Here is a 13593-nt window from a genome sequence, read left to right on the forward strand (position 1 = left end):
CGGGGTCGGCGATCAGCGGTCGCCGGTCGGGTCCCCGTAGAGGAGCAGTGCCGTGAGTTCCATGCACCGGGTCCGGGCCGCGGAGAAGCCGTAGGGCATCTTGGTGACCGCTTCGAAGGCACTCATCCGGGCTTCCTCCTCGCCGCTCGCCTCGGCGTCGTCGATGTCGAAGAGCCGCTCGTCGTCCGCGTCCAGTCCGGCCGCTTCGATGGCCTGGAGCAGGGCCGTCTGGTGTGCGCAGTGTCGCGCGGCGAGTTCCTCGACGCGCGGGTCGTGGGGGTCGACGGTGTCGTCGAGGGCGGCGTCGGCCGCATCGAGGCGGTCCGCCTCGGCCCTCAGGTCGGGGTGGGTAGCCAGGGTGATGAACACGCCGGCCTGGATCGCGGCCGCCGGCGGCCCGAAGATCCGTTCCGTGACGAGCAGGGCCTCCAGGTCGGAGGGGCGCAGTGCGCCGGCGGGCAGGTCGCCGAGCCGCTGCGTGACCAGGGGGGAGAGCAGGCCCAGCGGGCTGCCCACGGCCCGCAGGTGCCGGACCGCGGCGCGCCGGCGCTTGATCTCGGCCTCCTGGGCGGCCAGGGTCTCCTCCAGCCGGCCCAGGACGTCCCCGACGTCCCGGGTCGCATCGAAGGCGGCCCGCATGTCGTCCAGGCCGATGCCGACCTCGGACATCCTGCGGATCCACAGCAGGCGGATCATGTCGTCGTAGCCGTAGCGGCGGCGTCCGTCCCCGCCCCGCTCGGGCTCCGGCAGCAGGCCGATCTGGTGGTAGTGGCGGATGGCGCGCGGGGTGGTTCCGGCGAAGGCGGCGGCATCGCCGATCTTGACCTCGCGAGGAGGTGTGGCGAAGGGGTACATCGCAGACAGGGCCTTTCGTGCTGTGGTCCCTCGACGACACCACATGCCGCTACGTCATGTGCAACCGCCCGCCCGGGGTCGGCGCCGTGTCGACGGTCGGCCGACCCGCTTCCCCGCACGGCCGGCCCTGCGCCACACCACCCTCATCCCGAGCGCCAGGACGCCCAGCGCCAGGGCCACGATCTGCGCGAGCCCAGGGACGCTCGATGTCGCGGGCGGGCGCGTTCGAAGCGTCACCGTGCCCTCAGAGGAAGAATCCGGTGACTTCGGTGGACAACCAGACGAGGAACAGGGACACCGCCACCAGCGCCCCCACCGCGATCTGCCCCACCGTGCGCCGCGCGGGATCCGCGTGTTGAGTACGCGTACTCACTCCTCGGTGATGTTGACCATCCACGTGATGCCGAACCTGTCCACGCACATGCCGAACTCGTCGCCCCACATCTGCTTCTCCAGCGGTACGGCGACCGTGCCGCCCTCGGACAGCTTCGCCCAGTAGCCGCGCAGCGCGTCGGCGTCGTCGCCGCTGAGGCTGACCGAGATGTTGTTGCCCGGCCGGTGTTCCATACCGGGCGGGGTGTCGGAGGCCATCAGGGCGAAGCCGTCGTCCGTTTCGAGCATCCCGTGCATGATCTTGTCGTTGTAGTCGGGCGTCGGGGCGCCGTACTGCTCGTAGGTGTTCAGGGCCAACGTGCCTCCCAGGGCCGCCCGGTAGAACTCCAGGGCCTGTCGGGCGTCACCGGCGAAGCTGATGTACGGGTTGAGACGAGAGCCCACGGGACGCTCCCCTTTCACGGCGGTGTCGGTCCGGGCATCGTAGGGACCCGAGGGCCCGTACGCGGCGATCCGCGGGCCCGTGTCGCCCGGGACGCCCCGCCCCGCGGCGGGGCGGGGCGGGGCGGCTGTGGCTGTGGCTGTGGCTGTGGCAGCGGCTCACACGATCGGGTGGATTCGGCCGAACGCCGCCGGGCATTGCCCCATTCGGCCGATTCCCGGCACTAGCGTCCGTTGGCCGATCCCTCTCCCCCAGACCGACAGCGAGGCCTCATGTCCCACGCTCCGAGCTCCATCGATCCGACGAAGCCCAGCATCGCCAGGGTCTACGACGCCTTCCTGAACGGCAGCGACAACTACGAGGTGGACCGCGAGGTGGTCCGGGGGGTGCGGAAGGCCGCTCCGGAGGCCGCGGACCTGGCCGTGGAGAACCGCGCGTTCCTGATCCGCGTCTGCCGTTTCCTGGCCGCCCGGAGCGGCATCACGCAATACCTGGACTGCGGTTCGGGCCTGCCGACCGCGGAGAACACCCATCAGGTCGTGCGGCGCGTCAATCCCGAGGCCCGGGTGGTCTACGTGGACAACGACCCCCTGGTCCTGGCCCACAGCCGCACGCTCCTGGAAGGCGACGCGAGCGCCGTCTTCGTCGCCGAGGACATCTTCGAGCCGGAGCGGCTGCTGGCGAACGAACTCGTACGGTCCCACCTGGACTGGAGCAGGCCGATCGCACTGCTGCACATGGGCACGCTGCACCACTACAACGGCGAGGACACGCGCACCCGCAAGGACATCGTGCGCGCCTACGTCGACGCCCTTCCGTCCGGCTCCTACGTGGCGCTCAGCCACTTCCTCGACCCGGAGGACGAGTACAGCGCGACCGCCCGGAAGATGGAGGAGATGTTCCTGCACAGCATGATGGGCAGTGGCACCTTCTCCACCCGGGCCGAGCTGGAGGACCTGTTCAACGGCCTGCCGATGGTCGCTCCGGGCCTGGTGCGGTGCGCCGACTGGCAGCCGGACGGCCCGCACACCGAACCGCTGAACGCGGCCCGGCGGTGCATCGCGGGTGGTGTCGCCCACAAGCCGTAGCGCAGGGCTTGCGTGAGCGCGTACGTGAGCGCCTGCGTGACGCCGCCCGGCCGTCTACGGGGCGGGGGGCAAGGGGGCCCGCGGGGCCGACGGGCCGTCCGGGAGGGGGGTACCGCCCTCCTCCGGGCGCGGCCAGTGCCGTCCTTCGAGCGCTTCGGCGCTGCGGTTGAGTCGGCACAGGGCGGTCTCCAGCTCGCGCACCTCCTCGGGGGACCAGTCGGCGATCACTCCGGCGAGGCAGGACCGGTTGATCTCCCGGTCTTCGGCGAGGCGACGCCCCCCTTCGGCGGTGATGCGCAGTTTGCGCGCCATTCCGCCGTCCGGATCCGGGACGCGCTCGGCGAGCCCTGAGCGCAGCAGGGCGGCCGTCTGGCGGTTCACGGTCGAGGTGTCGAGGCCGAAGGCCTCCGCCAGCTGGCCGATGGACATGGGGCCCTGGGTGTCGATGCGACTCAGCAGCAGGTACGCCGACCGCTCCAGGCGGTCGGGGTCGCGTTCGCGTCGGGCGAGCACCTGGTGGCGTGAGAGCAGCATCAGCTCCCGCTCCAGTTTCTCCAGCACCGCGCCTCCCCGATCGTTTCGACGCTCCATTATCGCGGACCGCCGCTTTGGGGTGGGCGGAGCCCGGGTGGGGCGGGCCCGCACGCCGGCCGGATGTGCCGGACGACCGACCGCACCGCCCCGCAATATGCATGATACATATCGTGTGTACTATGCACTTCCCCGTTGCCATCGCGGCGGGCCGGCCTCGACCCGAAGGACCGCCATGACCGTCAGCCCGTCCGTCAGCCCGTCCGCCACCACGGCCGCCACCTCCCGCGCGGCCGAGATCCTGTCCCGACCCGTCACGCTGAACGGCCTGACCGTCCCCAACCGCATCGCGATGGCGCCGATGACGCGCATGTTCTCCCCCGGCGGCGTTCCCGGTGAGGACGTACGGGAGTACTACGCGAGCCGGGCCGCCTCGGGTGTGGGCCTCATCGTCACCGAGGGCACCTACATCGGCCACGACTCCGCCGGGCAGAGCGACCGCGTGCCCCGGTTCCACGGCGAGGAGCAGCTGGCCGGGTGGGAGCGGGTCGCCGCCTCCGTGCACGAGGCGGGCGGCACGATCGTGCCCCAGCTGTGGCACATCGGCATGGTGCGCAACCAGGGCGAGCCGCCGTACGCCGACGCCCCGGCCATCGGCCCCTCCGGCATCCGCGTGGACGGCACCGAGGGAACCGGCAGGGCGATGACCCTCGCCGACCTCGACGCCGTCATCGAGGCGTTCGCCGAGGCCGCCGCGCAGGCGCAGCGGATCGGCTTCGACGGTGTGGAGCTGCACGGCGCCCACGGCTACCTGCTCGACCAGTTCCTGTGGGAGCGGACCAACCGGCGTACCGACGCCTACGGCGGCAGCGCGGTGGACCGTACGAGGTTCGCGGCCGAGGTCGTGGCCGCGGTCCGCGAGCGCGTCCGGGCCGACTTCCCGGTGATCTTCCGGTACTCGCAGTGGAAGCAGGAGGCCTACGACGGGCGCCTCGCGCAGTCCCCGCAGGAGCTGGAGGCGATACTCGCCCCGCTGGTGGCGGCGGGCGTCGACGGCTTCCACGCCTCCACCCGCCGCTACTGGATCCCCGAGTTCGAGGGCTCGGACCTGAACCTGGCGGGCTGGACGAAGAAGCTCACGGGCCGGCCCACCATCACCGTCGGATCGGTCGGCCTCGACGGCGACTTCCTCCGCGCCTTCGCCGGCGAGGGCGCCTCCCTCGGTGACATCGACAACCTCCTGGACCGCATGGAGCGCGAGGAGTTCGACATGGTCGCCGTCGGCCGGGCGCTGCTCCAGGACCCCCAGTGGGCGGCGAAGGTCCTCACCGACCGCTTCGACGAACTGAAGCCGTACGACCCGGCGGCGCTGGGGTCCCTCAGCCGGTAACCGCCGCCTGCCGACAGGCCGGAGGCCGGGGACCGAAGACGAGCCGAAGCCCCGGGCGTCCGGCCTGCCCGGCGCGTCTTCGCGCCACGTGGCCGGCCGATCGTGCCCTGTCCGCCCGGGGCCCGGCTCCGGCAGGGTGGGAGTCCGGGAACCGAACCGATCAACGGGAGAACCGGAGGAAGGGGCGACCATGGGGGAGCTGGACGGCAGGACCGCACTGGTGACGGGCGGCTCGCGCGGGATCGGGCGGGCGGTCGCCCTGCGGCTCGCCGCCGAGGGAGCGCTCGTCGCGGTGCACTACGGCGCCGACGACGCGGCCGCCGCACGGACCGTGGCGCGGATCACCGAGGGCGGCGGGCGGGCGTTCGCGATACGGGCCCGGTTCGGCGAGAGCGGTGCGGTGGACCGGCTGTTCGAGGAGCTCACCGCCGGGCTGGCGGAGCACGGCGCGGACGGTCTGGACGTTCTGGTCAACAACGCGGGCGTCCACTCGGCGCGTTCGATCGGGCAGCTCACCGAGGAGGAGTTCGCGCGGCTCCTGGCGGTCAACGTGAGCACGCCGGTCTTCGTCGTCCAGCGGGCGCTGCCGCTGCTGCGGGACGGCGGGCGGATCGTCAACATGGGCTCGGCGGCCACCCGGATCGCGGACGCCGGCCAGATCGGCTACACCGTCACCAAGGCGGCGTTGGCGGCTCTCGCCCCCTCGCTCGCCAACGAGCTGGGCCGCCGCGGGATCACCGTGAACACGGTCGAACCCGGGGTGGTGTCGACCGACATGATCGCCCCCTACGCCTCCGTCCCCGAGGCGGTGGCCGTGCTGGAGTCGATCACCGCGCTCGGCAGGATCGGCGAGCCGGAGGACGTCGCGGACGTGGTCGGATTCCTGGCGGGCCCGCGGGGGCGCTGGATCACGGGCCAGACCATCGACGTCTCCGGCGGCACCTACCTGGGCCCGATCGCGGCCGGGTGACCGGCCCGCCGCACGCACAGCCACGCGGAACTCGGCCGTCGGACGCGCGGCACCGCCATAATGATCTTGATCTGCGCTGCGCAGTTCCGCGCGTCGAGATCCGTGCGCGCGGATGACCTGTCGGGGGTAAACGAATGGAACGTCGCACGGTTCTACGCGGGTTGGCGGCTCTGCCGGTCGGGGCGGCTGCCGTCCTGTCCGGTGCCGGGACGGCCCGGGCGGACTTCTCCACCACGGTGAATCCCTCGGTCGACTGGGGCACGTGGGAGGGGTGGGGCACCTCGTTGGCCTGGTGGGCCAACCAACTGGGCCCCCGCGAGGATCTCGCCGACGTGCTGTTCAGCCGCAGGACCGTCGAGTTCCGCGGGCAGTCGCTGCCCGGCCTGGGGATGAACGTGGTCCGCTACAACGCCGGCGCCTCGGGGACGAACAGCATCGGCGGCAGGACGATGCGGCCCGCCCCGACGCTGGACGGCTTCAAGCAGATCGAGGGCTATCAGCTCGACTGGCAGTCGGCCGACCCGTCGTCGGCGAGCTGGAACTGGTACGCCGACGCGAACCAGCGCGACATGATGTGGCTGGCCAGGGACCGGGGCGCCGACACGTTCGAGCTCTTCAGCAACTCGCCGATGTGGTGGATGCTGAAGAACGACGACCCGCGCGGGGCCGCGGACCCGCTGACGTGCAACCTGCAGGACCAGAACTTCGGCCGGCACGCGGCGTACCTGGCGACGGTGGCGCGGTACGCGCGCGACCACTGGGGCATCGACTTCGCCTCCGTCCAGCCGGTGAACGAGCCCGGGGCCAGTTGGGGCGGCCACCCGGCCGGTTTCGTCGGCGGGCAGGAGGGCTGCCACTACGACCGGCGCCGCCTGGCCGAGATCACCCGGCTGACCCGCACCCAGCTCGACGCCCGCGGACTGCGGTCGACGATGGTCGCGGGCCTCGACGACTGGGGCGTCGGCAGCGCCGTCCACCACTGGAAGAACAACGCCGACTTCGACGCCGCCACCCGCGCGGCCGTGGGGCGGGTGAACGTCCACGGCTACGAGTTCGACGGTGACCGCGCCGCGCTGCACCGCGCCGTCGCGGCGGACGGCAAGAACATCTGGATGTCCGAGTACGGCGACGGGGACACCAGCGGCCTCCAGCTGGCGCGCAACCTCCACCTCGACCTCCGTTGGCTGCATCCGACGGCGTGGGTCATCTGGCAGATCCTCGACTGGGAGAACTACGGGGCGATCACCCTCACCAACGGGGTCATCGGCGCCGTCAACCCGAAGTACTTCGTCCTGGCCCACTACATGCGCCACATCCGCCCCGGCATGAAGATCATCGATGCCGGCCATCCCGACGCCGTCGCCGCCTACGACCCCGCCCGGCGCACCCTCGTCATCGTCGCCGTGAACCACGCGGGCGGTCAGTGGATCGACTTCGACCTCTCCAGGTTCGCCAGGCCCGGACAGGACGGCGCCGTCATCGACCGATGGGCCACCGGAACGGATGCCGGCGGCGAACGCTACCGACACCACACGGACACCCTGCTGCGCGGCAACCGGTTCTGGTCCTACTTCAACGCCCGGACCGTGCAGACCTTCGAGATCTCCGACGTGCACCTTTAACGGACCGGGCAGGACGTGAGCGCCCCGGTCAGCCGGTCAGCGGGACGGCGATGTCGCAGGCCGGGTCGGTCGGGGCGATCTCGGACCACTCCGCGAAGTAGATCTCTCGGGGGGCCGCCGACGGCGTGCGGGACTCGCCCTCGGCCCAGGCGTACACCGCGTCGTACGCGGAGAGGATCTGCGGGTAGGCCACCTGCGCCTTCGTGATGCGGGTGTACGCCTCGACGTGGGCCGGCTCGACGCGGGTGGCCACCGGGATCCCGTCCGCCCGCGCCGGGTCCACCGGGACGCAGATCTCCACGGGACCGTCGCTGTCCTCGGTCACCTCCCCGTGATAGACGACGAACGGGTGGCCGAAGAACCCTCCGTGCGCCTCGGCCACCGGGGCCAGTCGGTCCAGCGCCGCGGTGATCCAGTCGGGGAGCTCCTCCGGGGTGATGTGCCGCTGCTCCGTGAGGACGAGCTGGTCCGGCACCTCGCGCTGCTGAATCTCGTACATGTCCAGGTTTCCTTCTTCTCCGAGCAGATGGATGTGGAGGTGCGCCGCCAGCTCCCGCTGCGCCGCGACGCGGCTCTCCACGCCGTCCCAGTACGCGGCCACCCGTCGGGCCGCCTCCGGGGCCGGGGCGGCGAGAATCTCGCCGACCTCGGCCAGGGGCATGTCCAATCCGCGCAGCCGCACGATCAGCCGGGCGGCGCCGAGCCGGCCCTCCCGGTAGTAGCGGTAGCCGGTCACGGGATCGACGTGGTCGGGCGGCAACAGGCCGTGGCGGTCGTAGAGCCGCAGGGCCTTTTGCGACAGGCGCGCCCGACGGGCGAACGCGCCGATGCCCAGCAGTGCCTCTTCCTCCATGCCCACCACGCTCCGGTCTCCCCCAGGGTCAAAGTCAACCCGCCGATTCTCGCGCAGCCCACGAGTCCGTACGCGGTGGTGCCCCGCGAGATCCTCGTGGCCCAGGTCGGCGAGCCTGGCGACGTGGGCGCGGGCGCCGCCGCCGGTTCTGGACGGCTGGTGTCCTTTGACGCGGGCACAGTGGACGTCATGACCACCGACATGCCGGAGATCCGCGCCGCGGCGACCTCGTACGGCGGCCACCAGGTCCTGGCCTTCGTCCAAGACGGCCGCGACCACTTCCACCCGTAGCACGCGGCGCCGCCCCCGCGACGTCCGACGACGTGATGTGCCCCTCCCGTAGCGGAGGGGCACCCTCGTGTGCGGGCGACGCACCGCCGCACGGTGAGGGCCTCCCGGTCGGCGACCGCGTCCGAAGGCGCGTATCCCAGGCGTCCGAGGCAAACCCCGGGCATGCCCGACTCATCGCCCGAACGGGTGAAGGCGGAGGCCCGGGGCAACCACGGGTCGCCCGGCCGGGCGAACGTTTCCCCACCAGGTGGTCGGCGGGCGGAAGGGACGTGGTGCGGGGTGGATGCGGTGCGGGAGTCGGCCCGAAGGGGACGGGTCGTGTTCTGGGAGGAGTCCGCGCGGGACGGCGCCCAGGCCAAAACGCTCATGCGGGCGGACCTCCGGGTGCGTGTGGCCCGCGAGACGGGCCGGATCTTCGGCGCCGACGGCCCCCGGCACGTCGTGTTCGCGGCGGGCTTCCCGGCGGTGTGCGCCGAGGAGTTCGAGGCCGTGCGGCAGGTCGCGGTGGAGGCCGAGGGCGCGGTGAGCGTGGCCGCGGTGTGTCGTGGCGTGGACCGCGACGTGGAGCAGGCCGTGGCCTCGGTGCGCGGCAGCCGCGACGCGCGGGTGATGGTGGTGGTCCCGGCTTCGGACGCGATGGCGGGGGTGATGGTCCATCGCGGTGCCGCCCAGGCCCTCGAAGCCGCCGCCGATCTGGTCAAACGGGCACGCGATCGGGACGAGAGCCTGGCCGTGGACGTGTGTCTGGCCGACGCCTCGCGCGCCGACGCCCCGCTCATGGCCCATCACGCCCAGGCCCTCACCGAGGCCGGTGCGGGGCTGGTCATCCTGGCCGACACGGTCGGATCTCAACTCCCCCGCGCCTGCCACGACATGTTCGCCCGCGTCCGGGCGGCGTGCGGCCCGGAGGTGGTGCCGGCCTCCCACCTGCACAACGACCTCGGGCTCGGTCTGGCCAACACCCTCCAAGCGCTGGCGGCCGGGGTGCGGGTGGTGTCGAGTTCCTGGCTCGGCATCGCCGAGCGGGCCGGGATGGTCGCCACCGAGCAACTGCTCTTCCTCCTCGCCCGGCACGGTGAGGAGCTGCTCGGAACGGATGCCGCACCGTGGTGGACGGCCCCCGACCTGACCCGGCTGCCCGGCATCGCGCGCATGGTGGCCGACGAGACGGGCGCGCCCCTCGGCGTCACCACCCCGATCGTCGGGACGGGCGTCGGCGCCATCTCCACCGGCACCCCCTTCGTCCACCCCGAGCTGTTCCAGCCGTACGACCCCCGCGAGGTACTGGGGGTCGAACCGCGCGTGATCCTCACCCAGCTCGCCAACGCCCGCGTCGTCAGCGCCGTCGCCGCCCGCCTCGGCCACACCCTCGACCCGGAGCGGACGCGCGCCGCCATGGACTGGGCCAAGACCCGCGCCTACCGCTCCGGAGAAGCCGTGACCGACGACGCCGTCTTCGCCGCGTACCTCGAAGGCCTCACCCGGACCGACGCCGGAGGCGCCCGGTGAACGCCGCCACGGGCGGAGCGGGCCGCGCACCGGCGACCCTGGCCGAGGCCCGCCGCGTGCTGCGCCACGGCGGCGCGGTCGTGCTGCCCAATCCCGCGCCCCTCACCCACGTCGTCACCGCGACCACCGCGACCGCTGTCAACCGGGCCAAACAGCGGCCCACCGACCAGCCCGTCGCCCTGTGGGCCCATCACCACGGGACGCTCGACACCCTCACCGACCTGTGGGACCTGGCACCGCGGCACCGCGGGCCGGCCCTGCGCCTACTGGCCGAGGAACACCTCACCGTCCTCCTGCCGCTGCACGCGCGCGGGACCCGCCCCTCCTGGGTGGAGCCGGCAGTGAAGGACGGGTGGATGCTGCTGTTCGGCGCCCGCGCGCGAGCGCTGCGACCGCTGCTGGACGACCATCCGGTGCTGTACGTCAGCAGCGCCAACCGGACCGGGCACCCACCCGCCGGGGACACCGACAGCGCGCTCGCGATGTTCCCGCCCACCGTGCCGGTCCTGCACCTGGCGGATCCCGAGCCCGCGCCCCGACGGGCCGGAACGCGGGAACCGCGGGAACGGCTGGCGACGACCACCGTTCGCGTGACCCCCGACGGAGGGCTGCGTCTGCACCGTCACGGCGCCCAGGACCACCCCTACCCCCACCCCGACGACTACCTACGGCATCTGCGCGCCCGATACGTCGAGCCGACACCCACCGGAGGCGCGGCGACCTCTCGGTAGCCTCGTACCGCCGGCGGTACCCGCCGCGGGCCGAACCGGGTCGACCCGACCCGCCGACGCTTCCGGAGTACGCGTGGACCCCTCCCCCACCGGCACCTCTGTCGAGGTCGGCGCCCTCCTCGCCGAGGCCCGGCGCCGTACGGACGCCGTCATCGCCCCGTTGCTGGAAAGGGTGGATCCGGCCTCGGCGCGGATACTGGCCTACCAGTGGGGTGTGCGGGACGCGGAGGGCAGGGTGGTCGCCGAGGACGGCCGAGGCAGGGGCAAGGCGGTACGAGCGGCGCTCGTGTTCGCCGCCGCCCGGGCGACCGGCGACCCCCTCGACGGCGAGAGCGAAGGCGACGGGAGCGCCCTCCTGCGGGCCGGGGCCGCCGCCGTGGAGCTGCTCCACACGCTCTCCCTCATGCACGACGACGTGATGGACGGGGACGAGGTGCGCCGGGGACGTCCCGCGGCCTGGCGCGTCTTCGGACCCGGCGCCGTGGAGGACGCCGTCGCGGCCCTCACCCCCCACGCCCTCGACCTGGTGTTCACCGCCACGGGTGCGCACGCCGACGCCACCGCCGGCCCGTCGGTGCCCGACCCCGGGGTGCTGCGCGCGGCCTCGCGGTCCGCCGGCCTGCTCGGGGAGGCACTCGTACGGCTGCTCCAGGGGCAGGCCCTGGACCTCGCGCTGGAGGACGAGGCGTGCCCCGAGGTCACCGCCACCCTTCGCGTGCACGCCGACAAGACCGGGTCGCTGTTCGCCTGCGCCTGCGCGTTGGGGGCGACCCCGGGCACCGCCGATGACCTCGCCGCCTTCGGGGAACACCTCGGCACGGCCTTCCAGATCGTCGATGACGTCCTGGGCGTCTGGGGCGACCCGACCGTGACCGGCAAGCCGGTCGGCGCGGACCTGACGGCCCGCAAGAAGTCCCACCCGGTGGCCGTGGCCTGGTCCTCGGATCCCGCCCGGGCGGACGAGGCGGTGTCCCGTCGGCTGCGCGAGCTCTACGCGCTGTCCGGGCCGTGGACGCCCGCGCAGCGGGCAGAGGCGGGTCGGCTCGTCGACCTCAGCGGGGCGCGGGCCGTCTCCCTCGCGGTGGCCCGGTCCCACGAGCGGGCGGCGCTCGCCGCTCTCGCCCGTGTGTGCCCGCCGTCGCGGGAGGCCGGGGCCGATCTGAGGGCGTTGGCCGCGTTCGTCACCGGTCGCGCGTACTGATCCGGGGCGTCGGGGCGGATCGGCCGGCCGCTTCGCGGCCGCGGAGCCAGGGGGCCGGGAGGTCGAAGGCGTTGGGGAGGCCCGCCGCGTGCAACGTGTCGTCCAGGTCGTGGAGTCGGGCGAGTTCCGCCGGCTGCGGGCGGCCGCGCACGACGCAGTCGGGGGCCCGCGTACCGGCCGTCGCGAGGAGGGCGTTGACGGCGGCCTTGGCGCTCTGGTCGGCGGCCTCCATGGTGGCGAGGTTGAGGTCGACGTCGACGTGGTCGCCGGCCTGGAAGAGGTTGGGCACCTTGCCCGCGGGGCGGGGGCGCCACCGTCGGGAGCCGGCCGTGCTGATCAGCAGCGGCTCCGTGTTGCGGGCGAGCTCCCCGCTCTTCGCGGGCCAGCGGATCGCGGGGTCCGTGAAGCAGGAGTGCACCAGGCCCGGGGACAACAGCTCCCGTCCGTCGCGGCGCAGCGAGTCCGTCAGTTGGTGCCAGACCTCCCGGATGACCTCCTCCCGGGTACACGCGCGCGCCGGTTTGCCGGTCAGCGGGCCCGGTACGTCCCACGCCGAGACGTCGACCGAGAGGCAGTCGCGCGCGGTCCCGTCGCCGTAACGGTCGGGGAAGTCGATGTCGGACCAGAACTGGGCCTGGGCGATGGAGGTGAGGGCCCAGGGCGAGTCCACGTGGATGACGTGCCCGCGCACCAGCGGGGTCGGTTCGCGCAGGAAGAACTGGACGCCGGTCATCCAGTCCGTCTCCAACCGGTCGATGTCGGTCAGGGACTCGTCGAGTTCGCACACCTCCGGGCCGAGCGTCCGTACCGCGGCCTCGGCGGGGACCGCGCACACGAACCAGTCGGCCTCGATCTCGCGCAGTGCTCCGGAGGGGGTGCGGACGGCGGCCGCCCGTACCGCGCCGCGCGCCGTCAGGAGTCGGGTGACCCGGTGTCCGACGAGGAACCGGACGCCGAGCCCGAGCAGGTGGTGCGCCCAGGGGCCGATCCAGGCCTCCGTCGTCGGCGCGTCCAGGACGCGGTCCGCCTCGGCGTGGTCGGCTCCGCCGAGGAGCCCGGACCAGAACTCCACCTGGGTCCGGCCGATGGACTCCACGGCGGCCACCTCGGCCTTGGCCGCGACCAGGGTGCGCGTCGGGCCGATGACGCACAGGCGCCGGTACTCCTCCGAGGCGGTGGCCCCCGCGGTGAACTCCCACCAGGAGGTGTTCTCGAACTCGTCTTCGTGCCTGGCCCGGCCGCTGGTGGCGAACACGAGCAGCCGGTTGGCGAAGTAGGCGCTCTCCTCGGGCGAGAGGCCCGGGGTCCGCGCCAGCAGCCGGCCCACGGCCCGCAGGGTCGCCTCGACGTCGCGGGTGCCGGGGCCGCCGGAGATGTCCACGACCACCCCGTCGCGCCCCCGGTCCCGTGCGTAGAGCACCTCCGAGGTGGCCACCAGCCGGTCCGCCACGGTACGGCCGGTCAGGCCGGCGCCGGGGGACGGGATCCGCGCCATCGTCTCCGTGACGTTGCGGTAGAACCCGGGGAAGAAGCGGAACCCGTGCTCCCCGGGGAGGTCACGGCGCCCGTCGCGGCCGGTGCCGGGCACGGGGATGCTGCGGGCCTTGCCGCCCAGGGCCCGGGCTTCGACCACCGTCACGGCGAACCCTCGTTCGGCCAGTTCCATCGCCGCCGTGAGGCCGGCCGGACCGCCTCCGATCACGACCACCCGCCGACCGGTCGGCGATCCCGCTCGCGTCGTCCCCATGCCCCGTCCCCCGCTCCGTGCCGTCGCGGC

13 protein-coding genes are annotated in these 13593 nt (G+C 73.2%); 7 read left to right on the forward strand and 6 right to left on the reverse strand.

Going from position 1 to position 13593, the window contains the following annotated elements; translation table 11 throughout:
- Positions 1–12 precede the first annotated feature (12 nt).
- From ACZ6ZI_RS22785 to ACZ6ZI_RS22795, 3 genes are all read right to left on the reverse strand, one after another.
- Positions 13–855 (reverse strand): MerR family transcriptional regulator, encoded by an 843-nt coding sequence (locus ACZ6ZI_RS22785; RefSeq protein WP_469523695.1) that lies wholly within the window; start codon positions 853–855, stop codon positions 13–15.
- A gap of 244 nt (positions 856–1099) precedes the next feature.
- The gene (locus ACZ6ZI_RS22790; protein ID WP_469523697.1) at positions 1100–1228 is read right to left on the reverse strand and encodes a hypothetical protein; all 129 of its coding nucleotides are present in this window, start codon (positions 1226–1228) and stop codon (positions 1100–1102) included.
- Positions 1225–1632, reverse strand: coding sequence for a VOC family protein (locus ACZ6ZI_RS22795; protein ID WP_469523698.1), 408 nt, complete (start codon positions 1630–1632; stop codon positions 1225–1227). The genes ACZ6ZI_RS22790 and ACZ6ZI_RS22795 overlap by 4 nt, the downstream gene beginning before the upstream one ends.
- A gap of 270 nt (positions 1633–1902) precedes the next feature.
- Here ACZ6ZI_RS22795 and ACZ6ZI_RS22800 point away from each other — a divergent pair, with 270 nt between their 5' ends.
- On the forward strand, positions 1903–2718 hold the full coding sequence (locus ACZ6ZI_RS22800; RefSeq protein WP_469523699.1) for an SAM-dependent methyltransferase: 816 nt from the start codon (positions 1903–1905) through the stop codon (positions 2716–2718).
- A gap of 54 nt (positions 2719–2772) precedes the next feature.
- Here ACZ6ZI_RS22800 and ACZ6ZI_RS22805 read toward each other — a convergent pair whose 3' ends face one another.
- Positions 2773–3309, reverse strand: a complete 537-nt coding sequence (locus ACZ6ZI_RS22805) for a MarR family winged helix-turn-helix transcriptional regulator (RefSeq protein ID WP_469523701.1) — start codon at positions 3307–3309, stop codon at positions 2773–2775.
- A 175-nt stretch (positions 3310–3484) separates the two neighbouring features.
- Here ACZ6ZI_RS22805 and ACZ6ZI_RS22810 point away from each other — a divergent pair, with 175 nt between their 5' ends.
- The 3 genes from ACZ6ZI_RS22810 to ACZ6ZI_RS22820 all read left to right on the forward strand — a co-directional run bounded on the left by ACZ6ZI_RS22810 (position 3485) and on the right by ACZ6ZI_RS22820 (position 7231).
- The gene (locus tag ACZ6ZI_RS22810) at positions 3485–4639 is read left to right on the forward strand and encodes an NADH:flavin oxidoreductase (protein ID WP_469523702.1); all 1155 of its coding nucleotides are present in this window, start codon (positions 3485–3487) and stop codon (positions 4637–4639) included.
- 190 nt (positions 4640–4829) lie between these two features.
- Complete coding sequence (locus ACZ6ZI_RS22815; protein WP_469523704.1) at positions 4830–5609, forward strand: SDR family oxidoreductase; 780 nt, start codon at positions 4830–4832, stop codon at positions 5607–5609.
- A 134-nt stretch (positions 5610–5743) separates the two neighbouring features.
- The gene (locus tag ACZ6ZI_RS22820; protein ID WP_469523706.1) at positions 5744–7231 is read left to right on the forward strand and encodes a glycoside hydrolase; all 1488 of its coding nucleotides are present in this window, start codon (positions 5744–5746) and stop codon (positions 7229–7231) included.
- 28 nt (positions 7232–7259) lie between these two features.
- On the opposite strand, the gene ACZ6ZI_RS22825 is transcribed toward ACZ6ZI_RS22820, so the two are convergent.
- The gene (locus tag ACZ6ZI_RS22825) at positions 7260–8084 is read right to left on the reverse strand and encodes a MerR family transcriptional regulator (RefSeq protein WP_469523708.1); all 825 of its coding nucleotides are present in this window, start codon (positions 8082–8084) and stop codon (positions 7260–7262) included.
- A gap of 609 nt (positions 8085–8693) precedes the next feature.
- On the opposite strand from ACZ6ZI_RS22825, the gene ACZ6ZI_RS22830 reads away from it, so the two are divergent.
- From ACZ6ZI_RS22830 to ACZ6ZI_RS22840, 3 genes are all read left to right on the forward strand, one after another.
- On the forward strand, positions 8694–9884 hold the full coding sequence (locus tag ACZ6ZI_RS22830; protein WP_469523709.1) for a 2-isopropylmalate synthase: 1191 nt from the start codon (positions 8694–8696) through the stop codon (positions 9882–9884).
- The gene (locus ACZ6ZI_RS22835) at positions 9881–10615 is read left to right on the forward strand and encodes a hypothetical protein (protein ID WP_469523711.1); all 735 of its coding nucleotides are present in this window, start codon (positions 9881–9883) and stop codon (positions 10613–10615) included. Before ACZ6ZI_RS22830 ends, ACZ6ZI_RS22835 begins: the two co-directional genes overlap by 4 nt.
- Before the next feature lie 73 nt (positions 10616–10688).
- Entirely contained in the window at positions 10689–11816 is a 1128-nt protein-coding gene (locus ACZ6ZI_RS22840; RefSeq protein WP_469523712.1) for a polyprenyl synthetase family protein, read from the forward strand.
- On the opposite strand, the gene ACZ6ZI_RS22845 is transcribed toward ACZ6ZI_RS22840, so the two are convergent.
- Positions 11797–13563, reverse strand: a complete 1767-nt coding sequence (locus ACZ6ZI_RS22845) for a hydroxysqualene dehydroxylase (RefSeq protein WP_469523714.1) — start codon at positions 13561–13563, stop codon at positions 11797–11799. The genes ACZ6ZI_RS22840 and ACZ6ZI_RS22845 overlap by 20 nt on opposite strands.
- Between the last annotated feature and the right edge of the window lie 30 nt (positions 13564–13593).

Source organism: Streptomyces sp. NPDC103540 (assembly GCF_055584445.1).

What these genes read in the sequence shown, in the direction of transcription:
- ACZ6ZI_RS22800 (WP_469523699.1), top strand. Translation starts at nt 1,903, where the DNA reads ATGTCCCACGCTCCGAGCTCCATCGATCCGACGAAGCCCAGCATCGCC.
- ACZ6ZI_RS22815 (WP_469523704.1), top strand. Translation starts at nt 4,830, where the DNA reads ATGGGGGAGCTGGACGGCAGGACCGCACTGGTGACGGGCGGCTCGCGC.
- ACZ6ZI_RS22825 (WP_469523708.1), bottom strand. Translation starts at nt 8,084, where the DNA reads ATGGAGGAAGAGGCACTGCTGGGCATCGGCGCGTTCGCCCGTCGGGCG.
- ACZ6ZI_RS22810 (WP_469523702.1), top strand. Translation starts at nt 3,485, where the DNA reads ATGACCGTCAGCCCGTCCGTCAGCCCGTCCGCCACCACGGCCGCCACC.
- ACZ6ZI_RS22805 (WP_469523701.1), bottom strand. Translation starts at nt 3,309, where the DNA reads ATGGAGCGTCGAAACGATCGGGGAGGCGCGGTGCTGGAGAAACTGGAG.
- ACZ6ZI_RS22845 (WP_469523714.1), bottom strand. Translation starts at nt 13,563, where the DNA reads ATGGGGACGACGCGAGCGGGATCGCCGACCGGTCGGCGGGTGGTCGTG.
- ACZ6ZI_RS22820 (WP_469523706.1), top strand. Translation starts at nt 5,744, where the DNA reads ATGGAACGTCGCACGGTTCTACGCGGGTTGGCGGCTCTGCCGGTCGGG.
- ACZ6ZI_RS22785 (WP_469523695.1), bottom strand. Translation starts at nt 855, where the DNA reads ATGTACCCCTTCGCCACACCTCCTCGCGAGGTCAAGATCGGCGATGCC.